General features: G+C 73.3%; 5 protein-coding genes and 8 pseudogenes. 10 read left to right on the top strand and 3 right to left on the bottom strand.

Features of this window, described 5'->3' with window-relative positions; translation table 11 throughout:
• The 6 genes and pseudogenes from LNW71_RS35955 to LNW71_RS35980 form a co-directional block, all read left to right on the top strand.
• A pseudogene (locus LNW71_RS35955) lies at window positions 1-254 on the top strand (ATP-binding protein); the annotation flags it as partial.
• 142 nt (window positions 255-396) lie between these two features.
• Window positions 397-1,780, top strand: a pseudogene (locus LNW71_RS35960) (wax ester/triacylglycerol synthase family O-acyltransferase).
• 168 nt (window positions 1,781-1,948) lie between these two features.
• Window positions 1,949-2,932: an aldo/keto reductase gene (locus tag LNW71_RS35965; protein ID WP_250972392.1), complete on the top strand. Its 984-nt coding sequence runs from the start codon at window positions 1,949-1,951 to the stop codon at window positions 2,930-2,932.
• A 1-nt stretch (window position 2,933) separates the two neighbouring features.
• On the top strand, window positions 2,934-3,245 hold the full coding sequence (locus LNW71_RS35970; protein ID WP_250972390.1) for an L-rhamnose mutarotase: 312 nt from the start codon (window positions 2,934-2,936) through the stop codon (window positions 3,243-3,245).
• 1 nt (window position 3,246) lies between these two features.
• Window positions 3,247-4,101: pseudogene (locus tag LNW71_RS35975) on the top strand (amidohydrolase).
• A gap of 47 nt (window positions 4,102-4,148) precedes the next feature.
• Window positions 4,149-5,008: pseudogene (locus tag LNW71_RS35980) on the top strand (Fpg/Nei family DNA glycosylase).
• A 6-nt stretch (window positions 5,009-5,014) separates the two neighbouring features.
• On the opposite strand, the gene LNW71_RS36720 reads toward LNW71_RS35980, so the two are convergent.
• Complete coding sequence (locus LNW71_RS36720) at window positions 5,015-5,278, bottom strand: hypothetical protein (protein WP_308294585.1); 264 nt, start codon at window positions 5,276-5,278, stop codon at window positions 5,015-5,017.
• The gene (locus LNW71_RS36725) at window positions 5,263-5,673 is read right to left on the bottom strand and encodes a zf-HC2 domain-containing protein (RefSeq protein WP_308294586.1); all 411 of its coding nucleotides are present in this window, start codon (window positions 5,671-5,673) and stop codon (window positions 5,263-5,265) included. Before LNW71_RS36725 ends, LNW71_RS36720 begins: the two co-directional genes overlap by 16 nt.
• A 72-nt stretch (window positions 5,674-5,745) precedes the next feature.
• On the opposite strand from LNW71_RS36725, the pseudogene LNW71_RS35990 reads away from it, so the two are divergent.
• From LNW71_RS35990 to LNW71_RS36005, 4 genes and pseudogenes are all read left to right on the top strand, one after another.
• Window positions 5,746-6,496: pseudogene (locus tag LNW71_RS35990) on the top strand (LytR/AlgR family response regulator transcription factor).
• A 117-nt stretch (window positions 6,497-6,613) separates the two neighbouring features.
• On the top strand, window positions 6,614-6,922 hold the full coding sequence (locus LNW71_RS35995; protein ID WP_250972391.1) for a COX20 family protein: 309 nt from the start codon (window positions 6,614-6,616) through the stop codon (window positions 6,920-6,922).
• Window positions 6,919-8,398, top strand: a pseudogene (locus LNW71_RS36000) (cation acetate symporter). Before LNW71_RS35995 ends, LNW71_RS36000 begins: the two are co-directional and overlap by 4 nt.
• Window positions 8,395-9,577 (top strand): annotated as a pseudogene (locus LNW71_RS36005) (sensor histidine kinase). The pseudogenes LNW71_RS36000 and LNW71_RS36005 overlap by 4 nt, the downstream one beginning before the upstream one ends.
• Before the next feature lie 34 nt (window positions 9,578-9,611).
• On the opposite strand, the pseudogene LNW71_RS36010 reads toward LNW71_RS36005, so the two are convergent.
• Window positions 9,612-10,071: pseudogene (locus LNW71_RS36010) on the bottom strand (hypothetical protein); the annotation flags it as partial.

The raw sequence follows: 10,071 nt of genomic DNA on the forward strand, positions 1-10,071 counted from the left end.
ACCACCAACGCGCTGATGCACACCGACGGGGGCGCGATCGTCACCATCCGGGTGCTCACCGGGCCCGAGCGGCGCCTGCGGGTCGATGTCGAGGACCGGTCGAGCGCGCTGCCGCGGCGCCGGGACGCGGGCGAATCCGGGGTGTCGGGCCGCGGCTGATGCTCGTCGACCGGCTCGCCGACGCCTGGGGCGTCGAGTCCCGGGGCACCGGCAAGTGCGTCTGGTGCGAATTCGTCATTCCGCCACGTGACTGACCAGTCGGCCGAACGCCGCCGAGCGGGGAGTGACCACTACCGGGAAGTAACAGAACGTAACATGTCTGTACTTGACCGTAACCGACCGCGAGGGATTGACTGCGACTCCGTCAGTCTTCGTCTTCGATGACATGAGGACCCGTTGGGCACTGAGCTACTGGCACCTCTCGATCTGGCCTTCTGGCACCTCGAGTCCGATGCGCACCCCATGCACCTCGGTGCGCTCGCCGTCTTCTCCCCCGACCCCGGCCGGGCCCCGGGCCCGGAAGCCCTGCTGGAGCTGCTCGGCAGCCGGGCCGCCGCGATTCCCCGCCTGCGGATGCGGGTACGGGACGTGCTGCTGCCGGTCGGCGGCGCGGCCTGGTCGGTGGACAAGGAGTTCGACGTCCACCGCCACGTCAAGCGGGTGCAGCTGCCCGGGACGGAGCTGCCGGAGGGGGACGAGGGCGCGTTCATGGCCGCGGCCACCCGGCTCGCCGGCGAGCTGATGGAACAGCCCCTGCGGCGCGGGCTGCCGCCCTGGCAGATGTACGTCATCAACGGCGCCGCGGACGGCCCCTTCGCCGTCCTGGTCAAGCTCCACCATGCGCTCGCCGACGGGATGCGTGCGGTCGCCATCGGCGCCGGGATCTTCGACGAGATCGCCTCCGTCGCGGGCCGCGGGCGAACCGGCGCGACGGCCGGGCGGGCGCGGCCGGTACCGCCGCGCTCCTGGATGCCCGGCCCGCGCCAGGTCGCCGGACTCGCACTCGGGCGGATCGAGGACCTCGGCCGGGCCTTCGGCGTCGGTGCCTCGCTGGTACGGGCCAGCCGGCTCGATCTGCGCGGCGCACCGTCGCTCAGTGCCAGCTCCAGCGGCACCCGGCGGCTGGCCACCGCCGACCTCGACCTCGAAGCCGTGCAGCGGATCCGCCGGGCCGTGGGCGGCACGGCCAACGACGTCCTGCTCGCGGTCGTCGCCGGGGCGCTGCGCCGCTGGATGCTGGAGCGCGGCGAACCGCTGCCCGGGCCGATCCGCGCGCCCTGGTGCCCGTCTCCCGTCGTCGCCCGGGTGGCGCCGCCACCGGAAACCGGCTGTCCGCCTACCTGCTCGGCCTCCCCGTCTCCGAAGCGGACCCGTGGAGCGGCTGCGGGCCGTGCGCGGGGCGATGGACCGCAACAAGTCCGCCGGGCCGCTGCGCGGGGCCGGTGCCGTCGCCGTACTCGCCGATCAACTGCCTTCGCTGGCCCACCGCTTCGGCGCCCCGCTCGCCGGGAACGCGGCCAGGATGCTCTTCGACGTCCTGGTCACCAGCGTCCCGCTGCCGCGCTCCGCACTCTCGCTCGGCGGCTGCCCGCTGCGCGCGCTCTACCCGATGGCGCCGCTGGCCCGCGGCCAGTCCCTGGCGGTGGCGCTCACCACGTACGGCGGCAAGGTGCAGGTCGGACTGGTGGCCGACGGCAAGGCGCTGCCCGACCTGGAGCGGCTCGGGCGCTGCGCCGAGGACGAGGTGGCGGAACTGCTCGCGCTGCTGCCCGCACCCTGACGGCCGGGGAGTGGGGCGGGGTACCGAGGCAGGCAGCAGACGCCAGAGATCGGACAGATTCCCGGGTATCTACCGCAGTTGATCGCCTCCAGGGTGTTGACGCGTCCAAGTGATCCGATGAATATTCGCTGTGTGCAGGAAGCGATCATCGGGGAGGGCGACGGAAACATGCGGCGCAGCAGGCTGGGAAACAGTGCGGTCGAGGTCACCGAGCTGTCCTTCGGGGCAGCCGCCATCGGCAATCTCTTCAGCGCCGTCGAACCCGCGCAGGCCACCGCCGCCGTGAATGCCGCCTGGGACGAGGGCATCCGCTACTTCGACACCGCCCCGCACTACGGCCTCGGCCTCTCCGAGCGACGGCTCGGCCAGGCGCTGCGCGGCCGGCCCCGCGACTCGTACACGCTGTCCACCAAGGTCGGCCGGGTCCTCGACCCGCTGCCGGGCGGCGGCGCCGCGGCGTCCGAGGAGCTCTCCGAGGGCTTCGCCGTGCGGAACACCCACCGCCGCCGCTGGGACTTCAGCGCCGCCGGTGTCCGGCGCAGCATCGAGGACAGCCTGGAGCGGCTCGGCCTGGACCGCATCGACATCGCCTATCTGCACGACCCGGACGACCACGCGGAAGCCGCCTTCCGCGAGGCATATCCGGAACTGGAGAAGCTGCGCGCACAGGGAGTGCTCGGCGCCATCGGAGCCGGCATGAACCAGACCGCGATGCTCACCCGCTTCGTCCGCGACACCGACGTCGACGTGGTGCTCTGCGCCGGCCGCTTCACCCTGCTCGACCAGTCCGCCCTGACCGGTCTCCTGCCCGAGGCCGCCGCCCGGGGCCGCAGCGTCGTCGTTGGCGGTGTGTTCAACTCCGGCCTCCTGGCCGACCCGCGCCCGGGCGCCACCTACGACTACGCGGCCGCGCCGTCGGACCTGCTGGACCGGGCCCTGCGGCTGAAGGACGTCGCCGAGGCGCACGGCGTGCCGCTGCGCGCAGCCGCCCTGCACTACCCGCTCACCCACCCGGCCGTCGCAGGCGTCCTCGTCGGAACCCGCTCCCCGGAGGAGGTGCGCGACGCCGCCGCGCTGCTCCGCGGGCCGGTCCCCGACGCCCTCTGGGACGACCTGCGCGCCGAGGGACTGCTGACCGAGAACGGACTCTGAGATGCGCATCGCCCTGCACACCAAGGTCCGCGCGGACCGCATAGCGCAGTACGAGGCCGCGCACCGCGAGGTCCCGGCCGAGCTGACCCGCGCGATCCGCGCGGCGGGAGCCACCTCCTGGACGATCTGGCGCAGCGGGACCGACCTCTTCCACGTCATCGAGTGCGACGACTACGCCCGGCTTCTCGCCCAACTCGAAGAACTCCCCGCCAACGTTGCCTGGCAGGCCAGGATGGACGAGCTCCTCGACGTCGCGCACGACTACTCGTCGGACGGTGCCGCAGCCGGCCTCCCCGTCACCTGGGAGCTGTGAGATGACCGGCACCCCACGCATCGTCGACGCCCACCACCACGTCTGGGAGCTCGCGGTACGCGACCAGGAGTGGATCACCGGCGAGGAAATGGCCCCCCTGTGCCGTGACTTCACCCTCGCCGACCTGGAACCTGAGGCCCGCGCCAACGGCGTGTGCGCCACCGTGCTCGTGCAGACCGTCACCGTCCCGGAGGAGACCCCGAGTTCCTCGCGCTCGCCGACGGCAGCGATCTGGTCGCCGGCGTCGTGGGCTGGAGCGATCTCACCGCGCCGGACATCGCCGACACCCTGGCCGCTCTGCGCGAGCTCCCCGGCGGCGACCGGCTCGTCTCGCTGCGCCACCAGGTCCAGAGCGAACCCGACCCCGAATGGCTGCTGCGCACCGACGTCCGCCGCGGCCTGGCCGCCGTCGCCGACGCCGGGCTCGTCTACGACCTGGTGGTCCAGCCGCACCAATTGCCCGCCGCCGCAAGGGTGGCCGCGCTGCTGCCCGGGCTCACCTTCGTGCTCGACCACGCGGGCAAACCCCGATAGTCACCGGGGAGCTGCGCCCCTGGGCCGACGACCTGCGGGCACTCGCCGCCCTGCCCAACACCGTGTGCAAACTCTCCGGCCTGGTCACCGAGGCCGACGTGCACGCCTGGACGTCGAAGGCCTGCGCCCGTACGCCGACACCGTGCTCGACGCCTTCGGCCCGTCCCGGCTCATGTTCGGCTCGGACTGGCCGGTGTGCCGGCTCGCGGCCACGTACACCGAGGTCGTCGAGGCCGCCCGCGCCCTCACCGCCGGCCTCGGCGACGCCGAGCGGGACGCCGTCCTCGCCACCACGGCCGAGCGGGTGTACGGCCTCCGGTAGCCAGCGTCCGGCAGGCACCGGGGCGGCCGCTGCGGCAGGCTGGGACCATGCCCGAACTGCCGGAAGTCGAAGCCCTGCGGGTCTTCCTCGACGACCACCTGGTCGGCAAGGAGATCGACCGCGTGCTGCCGCTCGCCATCAGTGTCCTGAAGACGTACGACCCGCCACTCACCGCCCTGCACGGCGGCACGGTCACCGGCGTCCGGCGGCACGGCAAATTCCTGGACCTCGCCGTCGGACCGCTGCACCTGGTCACCCACCTCGCGCGGGCCGGCTGGCTCCAGTGGAAGGACAGCTTCCCCGCCACCCCGCCGCGCCCCGGAAAGGGGCCCCTGGCGCTGCGCGCCGTACTCACCGGCGGCGACGGCTTCGACCTCACCGAGGCGGGCACCACCAAACGCCTCGCCGTCCACCTCGTCCACGACCCCGCCGAGGTGCCCGGCGTGGCCCGCCTCGGGCCCGACCCGCTCGCCGCCTCCTTCGACCGTGACGCGTTCGCCGCACTGCTCGACGGGGAGCGCCGCCAGATCAAGGGCGCGCTGCGCGACCAGTCGCTCATCGCCGGCATCGGCAACGCCTACAGCGACGAGATCCTGCACGTGGCGAAGATGTCGCCGTTCAAGCCCACGGCGAAGCTCACCGACGAAGAGATCACCCGGCTCCACACGGCCCTGCGCACCACCCTCACCGACGCCGTCGCCCGCTCCAGCGGGCTCGCGGCCGGGAAGCTCAAGGCCGAGAAGAAGAGCGGCATGCGGGTCCACGGGCGCACCGGGCAGGCCTGCCCGGTCTGCGGGACACCGTCCGGGAGGTCTCCTTCGCCGACTCCTCCCTCCAGTACTGCCCGACCTGCCAGACCGGGGGAAAGCCGCTGGCCGACCGCAGGCTTTCCAAGCTGCTCAAGTAGCCGGACTCAGCGGGTGAATTCCAGCAGCCGCCGCCCGGACGCCGCCCGCACCTCGAACCTGGCGATCGCCTCGGGCCGCAGCGCCGCCCCGCCGGTCACGCGCAGCGGCTTCCCGTCCGGGCCGGCGGAGGACCAGGTGGCGACGGTCTCCGCGACGCCGTCCCGCCCCACCGCGACCAGGGCGCACACCCCCGTCTCCGGCCCCCCGGTCACGTCGAGGCCGACATCGGCGCCCCAGTCCCGCGCCCCCGCGGTCACCACCGCCGCCATCCCCGAGCCACGGTCCTCGGCGGACCACCGCAGGGTCTGCGCACGCACCTGCGCGTGAGGCACCCCGCCGGACACCGCGAACGGCACCCCGGCCGCCAGCGCCGCAGCCGCCGCAAGCAGCGCCAGCCGCCGTCGGCGACTCCTGCGCCGGCCGTCCGCCACCGCCCCGTCGCCCGCCGCACCAGCTCCGGCCCGGCCCGCACCACCGGAGCGACGCCCGGCGGCGTCAGCCCGGCATACCGCGCGAGCACGGCCGTCACCCCGCCGAACTCCGCCGCCCGGACCGAGCACAGGGGACAGCCGCCCAGATGCTCCTCGAAGCGGAAGGCATCGGCAGCGCCGAGCACGCCGAGGGCGTAGGCGCCGACATCGCGGTGGAGTTCCGGGGTGCGCATGCCGTCCCGTACGGAAGGAAGCCGCGAATCACTCAGCGCCGGCCGCCCGCACAGCGCCTAAACTCCGGCCTCATGCTGCGCGTACTCGCCGTCGACGACGAAGAACCCGCCCTGGAGGAGCTCCTGTACCTCCTGCGCGCCGATCCCCGCATCCGCAGCGCCGAGGAGCCACCGGTGCCACCGAGGCGCTGCGCCGCATCGGCAGCGCCGTCGAGGCCGGGCCGAGGACGCCGCCGCGATCGACGTCGTCTTCCTCGACATCCACATGGCGGGCCTCACCGGGCTCGACGTCGCCCAGCTGCTGGCCGGATTCGCCGCGCCCCCGCTCATCGTCTTCGTCACCGCCCACGAGGACTTCGCCGTACAGGCCTTCGACCTGAAGGCCGTCGACTACGTCCTCAAGCCCGTACGCCGCGAACGCCTCGCCGAAGCGGTGCGACGCGCGGCCGAACAGGTCGGCGAGCGCCCCGCCCCCGTCCACGACACCGCGCACGACCAGATCGCCGTCGAACTGGGCGGTGTCATCCGCTTCGTCCCGATCGACGACATCGCCTACGCCGAGGCCCAGGGCGACTACGCGCGGCTGCACACCGCCACCGGCAGCCACCTGGTCCGCGTGCCCCTGACCACACTGGAGGAGCGCTGGCGCACCCGCGGGTTCGTGCGCATCCACCGCCGCCACCTCGTGGCGCTCGGCCGGATCGACGAACTGCGGCTCGACGCCGGCGCCATGAGCGTGCGCATCGGCACCGCGGAACTCGCCGTCAGCCGTCGCCACACCCGCGCATTGCGCGATCTGCTGATGCGCCAGGGCAGCCGCTGACCAGGGCCGACCCGTGTCCGAATCCCTTCCCAGCACGGTCAGGTGCTGCGTACACTCCGGCCCCATGTCCGCAGAGTCAACGCCCCGGCGTGAAGTGGTGACGGGGAGCCCCGGCGGGTGCGTCCGCTGCCGCGCTACCGCACCCAGTCGGAGATCGACGAACAGACCGCGCTGGGCGGAGCCTACGTACGCTCGTTGATGCGCAGCCAACTGCGCGCGGGACTCACCGCCTTCACCGTGCTCGCCGTCGTCGCCGGCACGCTGCCGCTGGTATTCGAGGCCCTGCACAGCGCCGCCCTCGTCTGGGCCGTCCTCGGCTTCGCCGCCTACCCGCCGCTGACCCTGATCGCCTGGTGGTACGTGCGCCGGGCCGAGCGCAACGAGCGTGACTTCGCCCGGCTCGTGGAAGGCCGCCCCGCCCAGTGAGCCGCACGTACGCGGTGGCGGCCGTGGCCGCCGTCGTCCTCGCCACCGTCCTCGTGGGCGGATTCGGACTGCGCATCTCCCGCACCACCTCCGACTTCTACGTCGCCTCGCGCACCGTACGGCCACGCCTCAACGCGGCCGCGATCAGCGGCGAATACCTCTCCGCCGCCTCCTTCCTCGGCATCGCGGGCCTGGTGCTCGTGCACGGACCGGACATGCTCTGGTACCCGGTCGGCTACACCGCCGGCTACCTGTGCTGCTGGTGTTCGTCGCGGCGCCGCTGCGCCGCTCGGGGCGTACACACTGCCCGACTTCGCCGAGGGGCGGCTGGAGTCCCGGCAGGTGCGCAGACTCGTCAGCGTGCTGGTGGTCGGTGCGGGCTGGCTCTACCTCGTGCCCCAGCTCCAGGGCGCCGGACTGACCCTCAAGATTCTCACCGGGGCGCCCGGCTGGCTCGGCGACCTGCTCGTCGCCTCGGTGGTCGTCGTCGCCGTGGCGGCGGGCGGCATGCGCTCCATCACCTTCGTCCAGGTCTTCCAGTACTGGCTGAAACTGACCGCGCTCCTGGTTCCGGCCATCTTCCTGGTGCTGGCCTGGCAGGGCGACGGACGGCCCCGCGTCACCTTCGACGAGCAGCTGTCCGTCTTCCGCGCCGACCACCCCCTCTACGCCACCTACGGGCTGATCGTCGCCACCTTCCTCGGCACCATGGGCCTGCCGCACGTCGTCGTCCGCTTCTACACCAGCCCCAACGGCCGCGACGCCCGCCGCACCACCGTCGCCGTCCTCGCCCTCATCGGCGTCTTCTACCTGCTGCCGCCCGTCTACGGCGCCCTCGGCAGGCTGTACGCCCCCGAGCTCATCGGGGGCGGCGACGCGGACGCCGCCGTCCTGCTGCTGCCCGGCCGGGTGATCGGCGGCCTCGGCGGCGACCTGCTCGGCGCGCTCATCGCGGGCGGCGCCTTCGCCGCGTTCCTGTCCACCGCGTCCGGACTGACCATGGCGGTCGCCGGAGTCATCACCCAGGACGTCCTGCCCTCGCGCGGGGTACGGCACTTCCGGCTGGCCACGGTCCTCGCCATCTCCGTCCCGCTGGCCGGCTCACTGATGGTCAGCCGGGTCCCGGTCGCCGACTCGGTGGGTATGGCGTTCGCCGTGTCGGCGTCCTCCTTCTGCCCGCTGCTGGTCCTCGGGATCTGGTGGCGGCGGCTCACCCCGCCCGGCGCGGTCGCCGGGCTCCTCCTCGGCGGCGGCTCGGCGCTGCTCTCCGTCGCGATCACCGTCAGCGGAGCGGTGCGGCCGCCCGGCTGGCCGCACGCCCTGCTCGCCTGGCCCGCCGTCTGGTCCGTGCCGGTCGGATTCCTCGCCATGATCCTCGTCTCCCTCGCCACCCGGAGCCGGATACCCGCCGGAACGAACGCCGCCATGACCCGCTTCCACCTGCCCGAAACGCTGATCCCGGGGAGGCACCGGTGACCGGGGCCGGATACGCCGTCCTCGTGCTCCTCGCGCTGCTGCTGTTCGGCGGGGGTCTGCTGCTCGGCCGGCGCACCGCCCGCCCCGTCCGCACCAGCGACGTCGGCACCCCGTGGAGCACGCCACCTTCGAGACCCTGCACACCGCCTCCCTGGCCGCGCCCCCGCTGCGCGCCGGGCTCACCGAGGAGAGCGCCCGCAAGTCCGCACGCCGGCTGCGCTCGCTGCTCGGCACCGACGCCCTGTGCCTCACCGACCGCGAACGGGTCCTGGTCTGGGACGGCGCGGGGACCATCACGGCCGGCACGTGATGGAGGAGGTGCGGGACCTGCTCGCCAGCGGCCGCGACACCGCCTTCCCCAGCGACTGCGACGATCTGGACTGCCCGCTGAGGTGGGCCGTCGCCGTGCCGCTCACCGTCGACCACCGGGTCCTGGCACCCTGATCGCCTACGCCCGCGCGAGTCGGCGGTACTGGCGCGGGCGGCCGGCGAGGTCGCCCGCTGGGTCTGCGTACAGCTGGAGCTCGCCGAGCTCGACCGCTCGCGCACCCAGCTCATCGAGGCCGAGATCAGGGCCCTGCGCGCCCAGATCTCTCCGCACTTCATCTTCAACTCGCTGGCCGCCATCGCCTCGTTCGTCCGCACCGATCCCGAGCAGGCCGTGAGCTGCTGCTGGAATTCGCCGACTTCACCCGCTACTCGTTCCGCAGCCACGGCGACTTCACCACCCTCGCCGACGAACTGCACTCCATCGACCAGTACCTGGCGCTGGTCCGGGCCCGCTTCGGCGAACGGCTCGCGGTCACCCTCCAGGTCGCCCCGAGGTGCTGCCCGTCGCCCTGCCGTTCCTCTGCCTGCAGCCGCTCGTCGAGAACGCCGTCAAACACGGACTCGAAGGAGCGGTCACCTCCAGCCGCATCACCATCAGCGCACTGGACGCCGGCTCGGAGGCCGAGGTCGTCATCGAGGACGACGGCATCGGGATGGACCCGGAGCGGCTGCGGCACATCCTGCGCGGCGAGGCGGCAACTCCACCGGCGTCGGGCTGCTCAACGTGGACGAGCGGCTGCGCCAGGTGTACGGGGACGACTACGGGCTGGTCATCGAGACGGCATCGGCGCCGGAATGCGGATCACGGTACGGCTGCCCAAGTACCGCGCCGGGGTGCACGGCTCCTGAAACGGCGGCAGACGCGCCCTCAGGCCGGCCGGCCTCAGTACAGGTGGATGGAGAGATGCCCCAGCGGCAGCCCCAGCTGCCAGGCCGGCGTCCACACCTGGACCGCTTCCTGCGCCCCGGCCTCCTCCTGCGCGCCGTCCTCCCAGGGCAGCGGGCCGATGGCATCGAGGTCGGCGGCCAGCAGTTCGGTGTCCTCCAGCCACCGCCAGGCCGCCCGGCCAGGTCCAGATTCGGGTCCGGTCCGCCCGGCGCCGCCGCCAGCGCGTCGAGCCGCTCGCAGACCCAGCCGCGCCACGGCGCCCCGGACGCCGTCAGCAGCCGCAGTTCGTCCACCCGGGTGGCAGGGAGCGCCTGGGCCACCGCACCGTCGGAGAGGAAGACGGTCAGGGCGAGCGCGTCGCGCCCCGCCCGTACTCCAGCGTCGCCGGCTCCATCAGCTCACCGGTCCGCAGCAGCTCGTCGGCGATGTACTCCGCGTACATCCAGGCCATCGG

Source organism: Streptomyces sp. RKAG290 (genome assembly GCF_023701695.1).
In the GTDB taxonomy this organism is placed as follows: domain Bacteria; phylum Actinomycetota; class Actinomycetes; order Streptomycetales; family Streptomycetaceae; genus Streptomyces.